The following is a 16,343-nucleotide window of genomic DNA, read 5'->3' as shown; positions in this document are numbered from 1 at the left end:
GACGTGGCTCAGGCCACGTCCATGATATTGCGCGGCTCCGTCGCCGGTGAGGTTTGATTGCGGCCGTTGCGCTTGGCGAGGTAGAGATTCTTATCCGCTGCCGATACTAAGCGGTTGATAACCGCCGGCCATTCCCGTTCGCTCTGGGCGCTGCCGCGCGCCAGACCTAAACTGGCCGTCACCGTTACCGTGTTGCCCTGAATCCAGAACTTCTCCTTCACCATAGCCTGACGCACGGTTTCGGCCAGCTGATACAGCTGGCTGTGATTGCAGTCAAATACCACCACCACAAATTCTTCGCCGCCAAAACGACACACCAGACCACGATTGCCAACCACCTGCTGAATACGGCGCGCAATTTCCTCCAGCACACTATCGCCAGCATCGTGGCCGAAGTTGTCATTAATCGCTTTGAAATAGTCGACATCCAGCAGCACAACCCCCGCTTCTCGCTGCAGTGAAAAGGGTTCATTCTTCAGGCTTTCATACAGGCCGGAACGGGAGAGCAATTGGGTGAGGAAATCATAATTAGCGCGCAGTGAAAGACGGTGATTGAGCTGCCTGATCGCATCCATACTCACCGCCACCAGCAACGGGCTGATCGCAACGGTGGCAACGCCAAGGCGTGCTGAGGTGAGATGGCTAATAGGCAGCAGCGCATCGTCGCCCTGAATATTCATAACGCCATGCGAAACCAAGACGATCTCGGTGATCCCTGTGATCAGAATAACCAGGCTGGTCAGCGGAATCGGCAACACAATGGCGCACCAGATCAGCGCCGGCACCGGGAAGGTCAGGCTGCCGGCACCACCAATTAATGCCCCAACGATCAACGACACAATGACCGCCGCCAGCGGCAGCAGTTTGCCGGGATGCAGTAAGGTGCGCGGCGCTACCGTGCGCAGCGGGCGCGCCAGCATCACCGGGAGCAACATCAGTGAAGTCGAAAACTGCTCGCTAAACCAGTCGCCCCACGCCACGATAAAGCGCGCGTTGAAGTCGACATCCTGCGCCCAGGCACCCCAGGTGGCGCAGGCCGCCGCGCCGAGGAAACAGGCAGGAAAAATGCGCATGGCATTAAACACCTGGCTATGCGCCGAAGGGCGCTGCAGATGTTTGATCAGCATGCTGACCGCCACGAGAATAAACAAAATATTGGCGAAATTGACGGTGAACGCTGGCAACGCCCAGCCGGAAAATACCATGTCGTTAAAGACCATGGCACTGAAACACACCAGATAACTGGAGGTGGTGTGCAAAAACGGGTTACGCACCATTAAACCGGCCACCAACGCATTTACCGGCCAGAACAGTGAAAACTCTTCGGGGATGCGTAAATGGCTACCGATAAAACAGAAAAACAGCGTAATGAAGAACAGCGTGAGAGCATTCTTTTTTAAATTATTCTCTTCAAACAGCATAACGCGCATACGTCTGAATCCTGTAACCTGGAAATCGCTGCCATCAGCCATGGGCATCAGCAAGCATTAAACCTGAAATAACCGTGCGATGATTCGGTAATTAAGCAAGTGTTCGTCATCCTACTCTGCGGCTGGATGGCGCTCAATCTGCCATGAAAGCAGGATAGGGGCCAGGTGGTATTGCGGTAACGTCAGAGAAAAAGGATGCAACTGTGGCAATTATGCCCTGTAAATAAAAAAATCGGATATCCGAGATATCCGATTTTAGGGTGAAAAAATGACTTTCCCGCCGAGGATTGTTGCTATTTAACCGCAACGGGCCACTGGCTTAGCCGAATGCCACGTTCAGGGGCGCTTTCACCAAAATCCTGTAATACCGCTTTTACATCCGGATCCATATATTCGGCATTATCGTGTTCGACAATCACTACGCTATTTTCCGGAATCTCCGCCAGTAATCCCTGCAATTTGGGATTATGCATAAAAGTGAGGTTTTGCTGGAAGCGCAATACATAGTGATCGTCATAACGCGTGAGCTGCAAAGCATTACGATGACTTTTATAGATGCTGCAAAGGACCTGGGTGGCGATGCCAATCCCAATCCCCGCGAGCATGCCAAATACGATAATGCCGCCGATGGTGGCAAGGAAAGGCACATATTGCTGCGCGCCCATGCGCATCTGTTCAATGAACAGACGCGGCGTCGCCAGCTTATAACCGGTGTAAAGCAACACGGCTGCCAGGCTGGCAAGAGGGATGGCGTTTAGCAGATGGCTAAACCACAGGCCGCAAATCAGCAGCAGCACACCATGAATCAGAATGGAGAGCTTGGTTTGTGCGCCCGAGCTGACGTTCACCGAGCTACGCACAATCACCGCGGTAATGGGCATCGCACCAAGAAAACCGGCAGTGAGATTACCAATGCCCTGCGCAAACATCTCTTTATTCGGTGACGGCGCAGGATGCTGTGGGCGCAGCTTTTTCAGTGCTTCCTGACTCAGCAAGGTTTCAAGGCTCGCCACTAATGCCAGCGTTAGCGCCACCATCCACACGGAAGAATTTTGCCATGCCTGCCAGTCTGGCGTTTCAAGCTCTGCCGCCAGCGCGGATAGGCTATCGAATGCGGGCAGCGCAATACGCGGTAAATCTTCGGCCAGTGCGGGAAAAAGGCGATCGCCAAACACCGTCGCGACACAACCTATCAGCACGGCGACCAGCGGCCCGGGGATCCAGTTCAGCGCTTTAACTGATTTGATCAGCGGCGTGGTCCACAGCCATAAAATAGTCAGACCCGTGCCAGCCACCAGCATTGCACTGGCTGAGAACGCAAACTCGCCATTCACCAGCGAGATCAGCTCCACATCACCCTTTGCGCCAAAGGCCACAGGGATTTGCTGCATGATCAGTAAAATACCAATCGCTGCCAGCATGCCTTTAATCACACTTCCCGGAACCAATGAGATGAAGCGCCCGGCACGTAACACCCCCAACACACACTGCAGCACGCCCGCTAAAATCAGCGCGGTGAGAAAGGCAGAAAAGCTGCCCAGCGTGGCGATGGATGCTACCACAATGGTGACTAATCCAGCGGCAGGTCCACTCACCGCAAAGCGGGATGGGCTGAGCGCAGTGACCAGCAATCCACCGATTACGCCGGTAAGTAAACCCGCAAACGGCGGCAGTCCGCTGGCTTGCGCGATACCAAGACAGAGCGGCAGCGCAACCAGAAATACCACTAAACCCGCGGGAATATCCTGACGAAGGGTGCTCAGATTCATGGCGTAAATTCCTCTGCAGATTGCTGGATTAACTCTTTCAAATGGCCGGATTGCAAATCGTAGACGCAGCCAAAAACGTCCAACGCTTGTCCGGCTTGCCACGCCTGCCGAACCGGCTCGCTGGCCACGAGCTGCGCATATTGTGCCAGCACATTGGCTTCCACCAACCTGTTGAGCCTGGTACCCTCTTCTCCGGCATCGCTGGCGTGATACTCCACCAGCCCTTGCTGTAAACTCCTGCGCAGTGCAGCGATACGCCGCGCCAATGCCGAGTTCTCTGTGGCCAGCGGGCTGGCAGGTAAGCCCAGGGCAGCCTGCACGCCGCCACAGCCGTAATGGCCACATAGCACGATGCGCTGCACGCCCAGATAGAAAATGGCGTACTGCATAACACTCATCAGATTATCGTCATCCGGTACCACCATATTGGCGATATTACGGTGCACAAACAGTTCGCCCGGGTGCGAACCGGTGAGCACTTCCGCCGGCACGCGACTATCTGAACAGCCAATCCACAACGAGTGTGGTTTTTGCTGATGCAGGTATTTTTCGAAGTAATGGGGATTGCGCTCGCGGCGCTGCAAAGCCCAGCTGCGATTTTTCGCTAATAAGGGTTTCAGTGTCGTCACAATAATCTTCTCTCTACGTTTAAAATATCGCTTTCAGGCAAATAGCGTCGCTATTAAACGCGGCTATGGAGAATAATTGAGGACGAAAGCAGAACTTCCTCACAGAAATTGTTTATAGACGCTTAAGCATGGCGTTGCATCATGAATATTTTCATGGATGACAAATCGAGACTATTTGTAAAATAAAATTCAGCAAACGTATGTAGCGAGTAAATTTACGCAAGCATCAGGAAAAAGAGAGCGTGAAGTAAAAACGAGGCACAACAAAGCATTAAGCATCTAACTTATTAATATATTCTTAATACCATTACAAAAATATACACGCAATTGCGGCAAGCCTTTAGCCGGGGTGGGAAATTTAAACCATTCGGGCTGGGAAGATTCCTAATTATAAAATTTATGATTAGAACGATTCACTGCTTTTATATTTATTCAGCGCTATTTTTCACTCAGTTCATACGAATAATTAAGCAAGAGATCAGGAATATAATGAGGAGAATAATAGTTTCGCAGAAAAGTAAATAAAGGTGGATCTAAAAAAGACGTTAACGCGCCTGCATTAGCAGGCGCTATTTCGCTTGACGAATTATTTACCGTTCCAGGCTTTCATACGCGCATCGCGCACCTGTAACTGCTGTTCCGGGGAGAGTTTGTTGTAATTCTCTGCCATACCGCTTTCCCAATCGCCATACAGTGGATTCGGCAGCACGATAAATTGCGTACCAAAATGCTGATGGTTAAGGCTGACGAATTGCTGACGCTGGGCATTCCCCTGATGCCAGGTGGCACCACCGAAGTCGTTCAGGTTGTCACCCACATACAACACCACGTTGTAACCCGCATTTTTCACCGCGTCGAAGCGCTCTTGCTTATTAGAATTACCGCTGCTTAAGCGCACGGTTTTGTCGTTCACGCCGGAAAAGCCCAACCTGGTGAGGTTCTCAACGGTCGCGGCATAATCCTTCCGATCGCGATTAGAGATATAGAACATGGTGCCGCCATGGCTGTTCACGTAATTGGCAAATTCCACCGCGCCCGGCACCGCCGTAGCCTGGCGCGCCTGGGTCCACGCTGACCAGGTTTTAGCGGAGAAGGGCTGCCCATTTTTCGCCTGCCACGCGCTATAAGCGCTGTTATCGATCATCGTTTCATCCAGATCGACGATCACCGCTTTCGGTTTTCCTGCCAGGGAGGGCGCCTGATCAAACGCCATGCGCGCGGTGTTAAATGCTTGCCAGCTCAATGCCTGATATTCGCCGGATTGCTGGAACCAGTTCACCGCCAGCACGGATTGCTGGCCGAGCTGCTGTTGGGCCTGCTGTTTTGACGGCTGGGCACAGCCCGCCAGGGCCAGCACGATGAAGCCAGACGCGGCCAGCCAGGTGGTGTTTTTCATCATTTCATCCTTAAGTGATTATGGTCAGGTTTTGTAAAGCTTTAAAAATGTAGCAGTTAACGTAAGCTGTGGGCAGCAGAATACGGCATTCAGGTTATAGGAGACACTTATGGTTCAGCACCTGCACCGCGGTCCACGTTCAGCGCTGTTAGAGGGCCTTACGTGGCTGGAATATGCGTTCCAGCCGGCGGGCCAACCGGCTCCGGCCAATGCGGCGTACGGTCAGCAGCGTCACAGCGCCAACGTGGTGCTGGCGAGTCAAAACCAGCCGCCGAAAAGTTGTGAATCTGATGGAGTGATTGGCGAACATCATCTGCCGGTCGCGGTATATACCGCCGATTGTTTACCGGTATTGTTTGCCGATCCGCAACAGCAGCAGGTTGCAGCGGTGCATGCAGGGCTGAAAGGTACGCTAGGTGGCGTATTAAATAACGCCGTGGATCGTTTGCTGGAACGGGGTGCCAGCCGCGAAACGCTGCGTGTCGCTATCGGCCCAGCCATTGGTCCCTGCTGTTATGAACTGGGCAACGATCTTGTCACACAGATGCGGGATCGTAACGATCTGCCACCGCTACAGTGGTCTACGCAGCAGCCACACAACGCGCAGGCAATTCGCCCACAGGCGCGTGCGCAGCAGCAAGGGATTTGGTTTGATCTGCCACATCTGGCTCGGAGTTTACTGTTACAGCGCGGTATTCAGGCGGAACATATTGAGGTCGTGAAGGTTTGTACTTACTGCATGGCGGAGCCGGGATCCAGCTATCGCTATAACACCCATTTTGCCAGCGGCTATCAGTCGCGCTTCTCGTGGATCCGTACCCGCGGCTAGCGGCTTCACGTCCTTGTGAAGCCGGTCGGTCAGTGAATCACTGCATTAAGGGCCAGCACGCCCGCCAAACCGAGAATCGAGATCAGCGTTTCCATTACCGTCCAGGTCTTCAGGGTTTCCACCACGCTCAGGTTGAAGTAGCCCTTAAACAGCCAGAAGCCGGGATCGTTAACGTGCGATGCGATAACACTGCCGGAGCCCACAGCCAGCACCATCAGTGCGGGATCGGCATGTGTCGCAGCGATAATCGGCGTGACGATACCAGCGGTGGTGATAGCAGCCACCGTGGCCGAGCCCAGCGCCACGCGCAGCATGGCGGCCACCGTCCAGCACATCAACAGCGGCGACAGTGACGATCCCTTCATCATATCGGCAATATAGTTACCCACGCCGCTGTCCACCAACACCTGTTTGAATGCACCACCGCCGGCGATGATAAAGATAATCATGGCGATGGCAGCAATCGACTCGCCGCACATATCCATCACTTCTTCCATCTTCCGGCCATTACGCAAACCGAGGGTCAGCACCGCAATCACCACCGCAATAAACAGCGCCACCGCCGGGTTGCCGATGAACTCGAAGAACTGGCGCAACGCGTTTTCTTTTGGCGTGGTCAATTCAAAAACAGCGGCAATCGCCATCAGCACCACCGGAATAACGGCGGCAAAGATGCTGATACCGAAGCCCGGCATCTCCTCTTCGGTGAAGATTTTCGGGTTATACAGGCCTTCTGGCGGCGACTTCTCAAAGCTCTTGAGGAATTTGGAGAACACCGGCCCGGCAATGATCACCGTCGGAATGGTGATGATCATGCCGTACAGCAGGGTGGTACCGAGATTGGCGCCAAAGATGGTGGCTATCGCCGTTGGACCCGGATGTGGCGGCAGGAAGCAGTGAGTCACCGACAACGCTGCAACCATCGGCACGCCGACGTACAACAGCGGTAAGCCCGCCGCCGCCACAATGGTGAACACCAGCGGCAGCAGCAGCACGAAGCCGACTTCATAGAACATGGCTAAACCGACAATCAGTCCGGTGACCACCAGCGCCCATTGCAGCCGCTCTTTACCGAAGGCAGCGATGAGCGTGGTGGCAACGCGCTGTGCCGCACCGGTATCGGAAACCAGCCGGCCGAGCATGGCACCAAAGCCGAGAATCATCGCTAATCCGCCCAGCGTCGAACCGATACCTTTTTGAATGGAGGCCATCACATTGAGTGGCGTCATGCCTTCGGCAATACCCACCACCGCCGACACAAACACCAACGCAATGAAGCCGTTGACCTTAAATACAATCATCAACACCAGCAGCAGTATCACACCCAGCACAATGATAGTGATTGGCATTTTTTATTATCCTTAGGAATACAGAGGGGTGATTAAGGTTTAGGCGCGAGCTGGCGATAATGCCAGCCGCGCCCCAGGCATCACACGGCGACGCGCATGCCACCATCAACGAACAGCAGATGTCCATTAACGAAGTTTGATGCCCCCGAAGCCAGGAACACCGCCGCACCAATCAGCTCTTCTGGCTTGCCCCAGCGCGCAGCAGGCGTACGCTTGGTTAGCCAGTCGGTAAAGGCGGGATCGTCCGCCAGCGCCTGCGTCATCTCGGTAACGAAATAACCCGGCGCGATGGCGTTTACCTGAATGTTGTGACGCGCTAACTCCACGCACATTCCGCGCGTCAGCATGGTGACCGCCCCTTTTGAGGCGGCATAAGGCGTGATGGTGTCGCGTCCTAATTCGCTCTGCATCGAACCAATGTTTATGATTTTACCCTGCTGACGCGCCACCATTTTTTTTGCCACGGTTTGCGAAACCAGAAAGACCGCTGTCTGGTTTACGGCGATGACGTCATTCCAGTCCTGCTCCGGGAATTCGAGGAAGGGGCGACGGCGCTGGATGCCCGCATTGTTTACCAGTACATCAATTGCACCCCACTCGGCTTCAATCTCTTCAACCGCCTGCTTAACCTGCGCTGATTGCGTCACGTCGAACGCTTTGGCATGCGCACGCAGTCCGCGCTCACGCAGCTGTGCCGCGCCCTTCTCAGCACCTTCACGGGTTGTGGCATTGATGATCACTTCGGCACCGGCTTCCGCCAGGCCTTGCGCCAGTAAAAATCCAATGCCACGCGCCGAACCGGTGAGCAGCACACGCTTACCTTCCAGGGAAAATAACTGACTCATCACAACTCCTTAAAAGGTTAACTGGACTTTAGCGGCGCGGGTTTTATCGCCGGCAAACTGCAATGCGGCATCAATGTCCTGCAAGGCATACTCCGCGCTGAACAGCGGCAATGGATCGACCACGCCGTTAGCCAGCCACTCAACGGCGGTGTTGAATTCATGGGTAAAGCGGAAAGAGCCAACCAAATTAATCTCTTTGGCAATCAACGCCATGATCGGGAAATCGGGGATGGTGCCGCCCATGCCAACCTGCACCAGCGTGCCTTTGGCGCACACCACATCCAGGCAACGCTGCAGCGAGGCAGGATGACCAGAGGCTTCAAACGCCACGTCGAAATAACCTTTATCGGCGAGATAAGGTGCGAAATCACCTTCGGCGGCATGAATGACCTGCGTCGCGCCCATTTGTTGCGCCATTTGAAGTGAACGCTCGCTGATATCACTGCAGACGATTGAGGCTGCACCGCGCGCTTTCGCAGCTGCCGCAATCAGGCAGCCAATCGGTCCTACGCCAGAGATAAACACGTTTTTACCGCTAAGGTCGCCAGCCTGCTGCGTCGCATGAATGCATACCGCCAGCGGCTCGGCAAACACCATCACCGTTTCATCCGCCGTCTGCGGGAAAGGTACGCATTGCGCGCTATCCACCACTTTGTACTGGGTAAAACCGCCGTCAACGTGTGGAACATACATGGCGCTGCCGAAAAAGCGCATTGAGGTGCACTGATTGCTCTGGTCGCGCTGGCAATATTTACATTCGCCGCAGGGTCTGGAGGGATTAACGGCCACTTTTTGCCTGGGCTGCAATGCCGGATCATCGCTCTCAACGACATAGCCAATGACTTCATGACCAAGCACCATCGGCATTTTGATGGCAAAACTGCCGACTTTACCTTCCTGATAGTAATGCAGATCGGAGCCGCAAATGCCGCCGCGCGTAATGCGTACCAGCGTGCCCTTTCCGTCCCATTTCACCTGCTGCTGTGCCACGCTGACTTGTTTTTTTCCGGTGATCACGCAGGATTGCGTTTCAATATCCATAACATCCCCCTAAGTGCTGTAACAATGGGGGTCATCAGACCGGGTTCTGCGGGTTAGAACTGTGATAAAGATCACTGTAAAACATGTTACGGCAGAGCTGTTACCGAGAACGTGATGTACACGCAGTGAAAGTGGGAAAAGGCGGTCATGGAGTGCCGCCCGGCGAGAAAATCAGTAACCTGACAACAGATCCTGGCTGTACTTGAATAGCTCTGAATCTGAGCGCAAACCGAGTTTTTTCAGCGCAGATTGTTTTTGCCCGCTGACGGTTTTACGACTGCGTTTAAATTTTACCGCGATTTGCGACACGCTGAGGCCATCAAGAAAACAGCGTACCACTTCCATTTCGCGTGGGCTGAGGGTCTTAACCCGTTCATAAATATTGCCTTTGCTACACGTTTCGAGGCTAGTATCCAGCGCGTCTTCACTCATTACATAAAGATTTTCGACTTCGTAAGCCACTTCCTTAGATAAAAACAATCGTCCCAGCGCGACCTGACGAATCGCATGAACAATCTCCGGCATATTGTGGCTCTTGCCGATAAAACCTTTTACGCCTGCGCTCAACACCATTTTGATAATGGCTGGACTTTCCATTGAAGAGGAGATCAAAATCTTTTGCTGAGGATAGTGATTACGCAGTTGCTTAACTAACGCCAGACCATCCAGTTCCCGCTCGCCCAAGAGAAAATCCAGTACCAACACATCAACAACGGTACTTTTTAACTGATTAAAGAGCTCATTACTCGAAGCCCAGGCGCCCACTAGTTGAATGTCGGGCTCATGTTTTAAACATAACTCGAAAACAGTACGGACCATTGGGTGGTCATCAAGGACAGCGACACGCACCTGTTTATTATGTGCATATACCATTTATTCGTTCCTTTATTACTGCATTAACTTTGTCCAATTCTGACTACCTCCTTATTTCAGATGAGCGGGTGAGATTTATAAATCAAAACCGTCATAGCTTTTTATTACCTGCTCACGTAAAAATGCGAAAAGTCTGACGTAACTCATCCAGAAGACCACACAAGAATCGTCTCAAAAAGGCATGATGAAGGTAACCAATTTAATAAGTTAAGTAATCACCTTACGGGTTTCTGACTCATCACTTTAGCTTCCTGTGCATTAATTAATGGCAAGTAAAAAAACACGTAAAGTATTAGCGCGTTATGATATTGCGCATTCCGTCTGGTAATGATGCGCAGGGAAAGAAAAATCAAGACCGTTCTTGGGGATTAATCAGGTTTGTACATGGCATGATGTGCTTCGTCCTCACCCGGGACTGTGTTTAAAAAGGTTGAGTTTTACGAAATTAATAACCATAGAGCTAATTAATTAGCCCCCAACTTCATGCTATTACAGGGCGAGCAAGTTTCTTCCCGTGCCTGGCGAGAGAAATCCACACTTTCGTCTGCGACTTGCCGCCCTGCTTTTTTTTGATGTTTCTCACAGGCTGAACGCCGCACACTTTCTTCCCCGCAAAATCCCGCTAGAGTTCACTCATCCGACCACTTTCAGAGTATGTGATCATGTCTGAGCATTATGCCCATCTCTTCGCCCCGCTCGATCTGGGCTTTACCCAACTCAAAAACCGTTTCCTGATGGGTTCGATGCATACCGGACTGGAAGAACATGCTGATGGCGCAGAGCGTCTGGCTGCCTTCTACGCTGAGCGCGCACGTGAAGGCGTGGCGCTCATCGTTACCGGCGGCATCGCGCCTAACCCACAAGGCGTGGTGGCGCAGGGCGGCGCGATACTCAATCAGGAAAGCCAGTGCGAGTGGCATCGCATCATTACCGATGCCGTGCACGCGGAGGGAGGGAAAATTGCGTTGCAGATCCTGCATGCCGGACGCTACAGCTATCAGCGGGATCTGGTTGCACCTTCGGCATTGCAGGCCCCCATCAATCCCTTTACACCGCAAGCGCTCAGCGATGCCGATATCCGACAAACCATTCAGGACTTTGCGCGCTGCGCCAAACTGGCGCAGCAGGCCGGCTATGATGGCGTCGAGATCATGGGCTCGGAAGGTTATTTGATTAACCAGTTCCTGGTCGCGCATACCAATCAGCGTGACGATGATTGGGGCGGCGACGTGGCACGACGCCGACGCTTTGCACTGGAGATCACTCAGGCGGTGCGTGACGCCGTGGGTGGCGATTTCATCATTATTTTCCGTCTTTCAATGCTGGATCTGGTCAACAACGGTAGCTCACTGCAAGAGACGCTAACGCTGGCAGAAGCCCTGGCGCAGCGCGGCGTTACGCTGTTTAACAGCGGCATCGGCTGGCATGAAGCGCGTATTCCGACCATTGCAACCTGCGTGCCGCGCGCCGGTTTTGCCTGGGTCACCCAACATCTACGCGATCGCGTATCGGTACCGGTTATCGCCACCAATCGCATTAACCATCCCGAAGTTGCGGAGCAGCTGTTGCGCGATGGCATTGCCGACATGGTCTCGATGGCGCGCCCCTTTCTTGCCGATGCCGCTTTCGTCACTAAAGCAATGCGCGGCCAGCCCGATGCAATCAACACCTGTATTGCCTGCAATCAGGCGTGTCTCGACCAGATTTTTCTCGGCAAAGTCACCTCGTGCCTGGTGAATCCGCGCGCCTGCCACGAAACGCAGATGCCGGTAATCCCGACCGAACAGCCGAAAAAACTGGCGGTAGTGGGCGCTGGACCCGCAGGTATGGCATTTGCCCTTCAGGCGGCACAGCGCGGTCATCAGGTCACGCTCTACGAAGCGGATGCGCAGATTGGCGGACAGTTTACTATCGCCCGGCAGATCCCCGGTAAAGCCGAATTTAGCGAAACGCTGCGCTATTTCCGTCACCAGCTCGCCGCAGCAGGGGTGACGATAAAAACGGAACATCGGGTGAGCGCCGATGAGTTAATCACGGCGGACGACGTGATCATCGCCACCGGCATCGTACCGCGCCAGCTGGCAATCCCCGGCATCGACCATCCCAGCGTGCTGAGCTACCTCGACGTGATACGCGATAAAAAACCGGTGGGAAAACGCGTAGCGATTATCGGTGCTGGCGGCATTGGCTTTGATACCGCGGAGTATCTGCTGCATCAATCCGACCACGAGGATTTTTATCAAAGCTGGGGCATCGATCGCAGCTTGCAGGCACGCGGCGGTTTGATTGCACCGCAGCCGCTGCCTGCCGACCGGCAAATCTGGCTGCTGCAACGTAAATCAGGCAAACCGGGCGCAGGTCTGGCAAAAACCACCGGCTGGATCCACCGCGCCAGTTTGCAGGCGCACGGCGTGCAGTTGTGGGGTGACGTTGAGTATCTGAAGATTGACGATGCTGGGCTGCATTTGCGTCATCAGGGCGAAGATATGACGTTGGCGGTAGATAATGTGGTGATTTGTGCCGGTCAGGAGCCGCTGCGTCAGCTCGCGGACGAGCTTAGCGCGCGAGGTAAAGCGGTGCGGGTGATTGGTGGGGCGGATGTGGCGCAGGAGCTGGATGCTCGCCGCGCCATTGCTCAGGCAACAGAACTGGCGCTGAGCGTATGATCAGCGCAGTTTGACCGAACGCAACACCACAAACTTGGCATTGGACGCCACCAGTTCACAGTTGCCAAACAGCTTTTTCATTTTGACGTGATAACCGAGGTGGCGGTTGCCGACGATGCGCAATTCGCCACCGTACTGCAGGCAGCGCTTGGCATCACGCAGCATTTGCCATGCCAGATGATCGGTCACCGCGTGCTGCTGGTGGAACGGCGGATTACACAGTACCGCATGCAGGCGATCCGACGGGAAACCGCTCAACACGTTGTTAACGCGGAACTGGCAGCGCGCCATATCCTGCGGGCGGTTGACTTCCACATTCAGCTTGCTCGATGCCACTGCCATGTAAGATTCGTCATAAAACAGCACATCGGCGTTAGGATTTTGTTCCAGCGCCAGTAAGCCAATCACGCCATTACCGCAGCCCAAATCAAGAATCTCACCTTCAATATCATGAGGCAGATGCTGCATAAAGAAGCGCGCGCCCACATCCAGCGAGGCGCGAGAGAAGACGTTGGCGTGGTTATGGATCTGATATGGCGAGTCGTCGAGCGGCCAAACGGTGGTCGCCGCCTGTTCCGCTAACGCAGGTGCGCTGTAATGGCTATAAATCAGACGCGCCTTTTTCCACGCCAGCGAGGTTTTACTTTCACCAAGGATGCGCTCAAACAGTTGCAGCGTGGAGTTATGAATATCTTTGGCTTTCGCTGCCGCTAAAATCAGCGTCTCCGGCGTCACCACTTCGCGCAGGGCGCGCAGTTGATGCTCAAGCAGCGCCAGCGCTTTCGGGATTTTGATCATCACCACCGCTGGCGCAGCGGGTAATGGTGCCAGGCTGTCGATAAAGTGCACCTGATCTTCATCCATGTCGTTGAGACGCAGGTTCTGCTTTGCCGCCTGTTCGCTCAGCAGCGAATCGCTCACGTGCCATACCGGACGCGCGCCCAGACCGCAGGTCAGCGCACCAAAGCTGTCGTTGAACACCAGCACCGGTCCCTCTGGCAGTTCTTGCTGCAACAGGTATTCATCGGCGGAATCCCACGCCTGTAGCGGGCTTTCCTCGCGCATAGGCGGGAAGCGGTGCAGCGTCAGCGTGCGATTGGTCAGTTCAAGTTGGCTCATGGAATCTCCGGCGTGGTACACTTTGCGCGATTTTCGCCCTAAAAAGGGGGCGCAGTATACTGTCTTTCGTCGGGAATCCCAATGTCATTAATCTATCTGCAGGGTTACCCTGAAAACATCCTCGAACAGGTGCAGACGCTGATCGATCATCAGCGATTAGGCACCTTTCTCCAGCAGCGCTATCCCGATACCCATAATATCGTCAGCGACCGCGCGCTTTATGACTACACGCAAGCGCTTAAAAACCGCTATATGCGCAGCGCGCCGCCGGTAAGCAAAGTGATTTGGGATAATAAAATCAAGGTGATGAAGCACGCACTTGGGCTACACACCGCGATTTCACGCGTGCAGGGCGGTAATCTAAAAGCCAAAGCCGAGATCCGCATCTCGACCTTTTTCCGTCTCGCACCGGAAGCCTTTTTGCGCATGATCGTGGTGCACGAGCTGGCGCATCTTAAAGAGAAAGAGCACGACAAAGCCTTTTATCAACTCTGCTGCCACATGGAGCCGGATTACCACCAGCTGGAGTTCGATGCCCGCTTATGGATGACCGACCAGGCGATGCGCGGCAACGCGGCTTAAAGAAACTCCTGCGCTTTTTGAATCAGGCTGGTTTTCGTCAGTGCGCCCATAAAACGGCGCTCCTGCGGATTATTCAGCACCGGCAAGCGCTCAAGCGTGACGCGGGCAAAAGCCTCCCATCCTTCACGCATGCTTTGATTCTGATAAATACAGGGAAAGTTGTTGTCCATCACCTGACTTACCGGTGAATGCAGGGTGATCTCCTGTGCCAGCACCTTGCGCGAGATGTCATGAATCGACACCACGCCGAGAAATTGCCCTTCACTATTTATGACGTAGACATAACGCTCACGTTTGAGTGAACTCACCGCCAGCGCCTGCCCTACCGACTCTTCCGGCTGCAGCGCCGCGCCGGGAATGATCAGCTGATCAACCCGCATATTATCGAAATCATATTTGGCTTCGGCGCGGCTGAAATGCGTGCTCACCACCGGATAAGTGCTGGAAGACTGCAGGCGATACACCACCATTGATGCCAGCACCGAGGCAATCATCACCGGGAACAAGAGACTACTGTTGAGCGTCATCTCCAGCACCATCAGCATCGCCATCAACGGTGCCTGGCTCACCGCCGCCAGCACGGCCGCCATGCCGATGGCCGCATACAGCAGGGTATCGCCTACCGGTAAATGCAGCATCGCGCCAATCTGGGCTAGCGCCACGCCAAGCAGTGCACCTATCAATAATGAAGGGGTAAACAGCCCGCCGACCGCGCTTGAGCCGACCGAAAGCGTCGTTGCCAGCGTTTTCAGCACCAGCAATCCTAACAACCCCATTAAGACGTAGTGACCATCAATGATGTTAACGATCACTTCATAACCGTTACCGAGAATATCGGTGGAAATAAGCGCCAGAAAACCCACGGCTAACCCACCCGCGCCTAAACGCAGCGGCAGCGATCGCACGCGACTAAACAACACCTTGCTGCGCGCAATCAGTTTGATCAGTATCCAACCGGCAAATCCGGCAACCAGACCAATCAGCAGCGTCATCAGCAAGCTGCTGATATCCATCTGGAACAGCGCTTCAGATAAGGGATAAAGCGCGCTGCGGAATCCCAGTGACCACATGGTCATTACCGCCACCGCCGAGGAGACAATCAACGGGATCAGCCGTTGCAGCGCCGAGATGCCGAAGGCGATTTCGGCAACAAAAATCGCCGATGCGAGCGGCGCGTGATACACCGAAGAGAGGCCTGCGGCGGCGGCCATCGCCACGATATCGCTATGGCGTAAATTGAGCGATGCGGGCAACCAGCGTCCGATTAAACTGCCGCTCAACGCCGACAGCTGCACCATCGGCCCCTCTTTACCAATCGACGCCCCGCTGCCGATACTGGCAATTGAGGAGAGCGCACGAAACAGTGAGGTTTTGGTCGGCACCGCATCGAGGCGCGCATTGATCACTTCCAGATAATCGGTTTTTACCGTTTCTTGCTGCTCTATCGCCACTGCATAGCGCAGAAACCAGCCGGCCAGCACGCCGCCTGATCCCACCAGCAGTGGCCAGAAGATCCACGGCCAAACGTGCATCGCCACGGTGATTTCATTATCACTGTTGAACAGCAGGTGGTTGATCAACTCAATCACACCGCGAAATGCCAGCGTGACCAGCGACGCGACGAATCCCACGGGAATGGCGATCAGCAATGTGGTCCAGTTCAGAGCATGTTTACTTCCACTCACCGCGCGTCCCCGCTTAGTCGGTTAAAAAATTGTGCGACATCATCATATTGGAATGCGGATCTCAGGATCAAATTTCGCCTGCCTGCCGATTCGCTGAACATGCTACTCTGCCGCTTTACTTTAGCAGGAG

Annotated in this window: 13 protein-coding genes; 3 read left to right on the top strand and 10 right to left on the bottom strand. The window is 54.1% G+C overall.

Annotated features, from left to right (window positions below; genetic code table 11):
• Positions 1–8: 8 nt before the first annotated feature.
• The 4 genes from AAGR08_RS01745 to AAGR08_RS01730 all read right to left on the bottom strand — a co-directional run bounded on the left by AAGR08_RS01745 (position 9) and on the right by AAGR08_RS01730 (position 5,224).
• Positions 9–1,430 carry a GGDEF domain-containing protein gene (locus AAGR08_RS01745; protein WP_097095954.1) on the bottom strand — a complete coding sequence of 474 codons (1,422 nt, stop codon included), beginning with the start codon at positions 1,428–1,430 and terminating at the stop codon, positions 9–11.
• Positions 1,431–1,723: 293 nt separating this feature from the next.
• Positions 1,724–3,193 (bottom strand): SulP family inorganic anion transporter, encoded by a 1,470-nt coding sequence (locus AAGR08_RS01740; protein ID WP_097097646.1) that lies wholly within the window; start codon positions 3,191–3,193, stop codon positions 1,724–1,726.
• 2 nt (positions 3,194–3,195) lie between these two features.
• Positions 3,196–3,834: a carbonic anhydrase gene (locus tag AAGR08_RS01735; protein ID WP_345829834.1), complete on the bottom strand. Its 639-nt coding sequence runs from the start codon at positions 3,832–3,834 to the stop codon at positions 3,196–3,198.
• 580 nt (positions 3,835–4,414) lie between these two features.
• A complete protein-coding gene (locus AAGR08_RS01730; RefSeq protein ID WP_097095952.1) occupies positions 4,415–5,224 on the bottom strand; it encodes a 5'-nucleotidase, lipoprotein e(P4) family in 810 nt (269 codons plus the stop codon).
• A gap of 109 nt (positions 5,225–5,333) precedes the next feature.
• On the opposite strand from AAGR08_RS01730, the gene AAGR08_RS01725 reads away from it, so the two are divergent.
• Positions 5,334–6,053: a polyphenol oxidase family protein gene (locus AAGR08_RS01725; protein ID WP_345828221.1), complete on the top strand. Its 720-nt coding sequence runs from the start codon at positions 5,334–5,336 to the stop codon at positions 6,051–6,053.
• A 29-nt stretch (positions 6,054–6,082) separates the two neighbouring features.
• Here AAGR08_RS01725 and AAGR08_RS01720 read toward each other — a convergent pair whose 3' ends face one another.
• The 4 genes from AAGR08_RS01720 to AAGR08_RS01705 form a co-directional block, all read right to left on the bottom strand.
• Positions 6,083–7,402 (bottom strand): gluconate:H+ symporter, encoded by a 1,320-nt coding sequence (locus tag AAGR08_RS01720; RefSeq protein ID WP_064738443.1) that lies wholly within the window; start codon positions 7,400–7,402, stop codon positions 6,083–6,085.
• An 80-nt stretch (positions 7,403–7,482) separates the two neighbouring features.
• Positions 7,483–8,247: a gluconate 5-dehydrogenase gene (idnO, locus tag AAGR08_RS01715; protein ID WP_345828219.1), complete on the bottom strand. Its 765-nt coding sequence runs from the start codon at positions 8,245–8,247 to the stop codon at positions 7,483–7,485.
• 9 nt (positions 8,248–8,256) lie between these two features.
• A complete protein-coding gene (gene idnD, locus AAGR08_RS01710) occupies positions 8,257–9,288 on the bottom strand; it encodes an L-idonate 5-dehydrogenase (RefSeq protein WP_097095949.1) in 1,032 nt (343 codons plus the stop codon).
• A gap of 171 nt (positions 9,289–9,459) precedes the next feature.
• The gene (locus AAGR08_RS01705) at positions 9,460–10,161 is read right to left on the bottom strand and encodes a response regulator transcription factor (RefSeq protein ID WP_097095948.1); all 702 of its coding nucleotides are present in this window, start codon (positions 10,159–10,161) and stop codon (positions 9,460–9,462) included.
• A gap of 662 nt (positions 10,162–10,823) precedes the next feature.
• On the opposite strand from AAGR08_RS01705, the gene AAGR08_RS01700 reads away from it, so the two are divergent.
• On the top strand, positions 10,824–12,827 hold the full coding sequence (locus AAGR08_RS01700; RefSeq protein WP_345828217.1) for an NADPH-dependent 2,4-dienoyl-CoA reductase: 2,004 nt from the start codon (positions 10,824–10,826) through the stop codon (positions 12,825–12,827).
• On the opposite strand, the gene rlmG is transcribed toward AAGR08_RS01700, so the two are convergent.
• Positions 12,828–13,946 carry a 23S rRNA (guanine(1835)-N(2))-methyltransferase RlmG gene (gene rlmG / locus AAGR08_RS01695; protein WP_097095946.1) on the bottom strand — a complete coding sequence of 373 codons (1,119 nt, stop codon included), beginning with the start codon at positions 13,944–13,946 and terminating at the stop codon, positions 12,828–12,830.
• Positions 13,947–14,027: 81 nt separating this feature from the next.
• Here rlmG and AAGR08_RS01690 point away from each other — a divergent pair, with 81 nt between their 5' ends.
• On the top strand, positions 14,028–14,528 hold the full coding sequence (locus AAGR08_RS01690; RefSeq protein ID WP_097095945.1) for a M48 family metallopeptidase: 501 nt from the start codon (positions 14,028–14,030) through the stop codon (positions 14,526–14,528).
• On the opposite strand, the gene AAGR08_RS01685 is transcribed toward AAGR08_RS01690, so the two are convergent.
• Positions 14,525–16,213: a chloride channel protein gene (locus AAGR08_RS01685; RefSeq protein ID WP_345828216.1), complete on the bottom strand. Its 1,689-nt coding sequence runs from the start codon at positions 16,211–16,213 to the stop codon at positions 14,525–14,527. The genes AAGR08_RS01690 and AAGR08_RS01685 overlap by 4 nt on opposite strands.
• Between the last annotated feature and the right edge of the window lie 130 nt (positions 16,214–16,343).

It is taken from the genome of Pantoea sp. BRR-3P, assembly GCF_039621635.1.
Taxonomy (GTDB): domain Bacteria; phylum Pseudomonadota; class Gammaproteobacteria; order Enterobacterales; family Enterobacteriaceae; genus Pantoea; species Pantoea floridensis.
Note: the sequence above shows the minus strand (reverse complement) of the source record. Positions and strands in the feature narration are given on the sequence as shown.